This is a genomic window from Mesorhizobium sp. BHbdii (genome assembly GCF_053848045.1).
In genome coordinates this window covers 1-518 of record NZ_JBSPKX010000131.1, presented here as the reverse complement: position 1 = coordinate 518, position 518 = coordinate 1, and the positions used below count along the sequence as shown (strand labels likewise).

Annotated in this window: 1 protein-coding gene; it reads left to right on the top strand. The window is 58.7% G+C overall.

Annotated features, from left to right (window positions below):
- Positions 1-193 precede the first annotated feature (193 nt).
- Positions 194-379, top strand: a complete 186-nt coding sequence (locus ACWTU8_RS32230) for a DUF768 domain-containing protein (protein WP_454583023.1) — start codon at positions 194-196, stop codon at positions 377-379.
- Positions 380-518 lie beyond the last annotated feature (139 nt).

Below are 518 nucleotides of genomic sequence, written 5' to 3'. Positions count from 1 at the left end.
GCGAAAAGATAGAAAGAGCCGACCGCGAGAGCAGACTGGTTCTCGATGCTGAGTGCCAGGTAAGGGAACAAAAAACGGCCCGACCGAGAGAGCAGCGGCTTAAAGGGAAGGGCTCGCTAGACAAGGAACTTAAGCCGGCGACCGAGCTTAAAGCTCGATGACCACGCGCGGCATCAATTTCCTAGACCAATAGATTGCCAACAACGTCCCGGAGACTGCCAAGGCCGATGTGATCTCCGTGGACGAGCTCACGCACGAGCTCATCGCCGACGCGAAGGCCATCGGCATCAAGCGCGCCGAGATCGACGAGGAAGTGGACAGCCTCTACCGCACGATCCTCGATGCGATCGTGCATTACGATCCGGGTCTGCCCGAGTGACGGTAGTCACCAGTTTGAGAAATGGCAGGTTAGAACAATTGGCACCGGCTGTACCTGGAGCGAACTCGGTCTTTATGCGCGGGCGGCGCGCCGCTTCGAAACCGCATGCCATAACTCGGTGTCGTCGGTCGCCCCATCC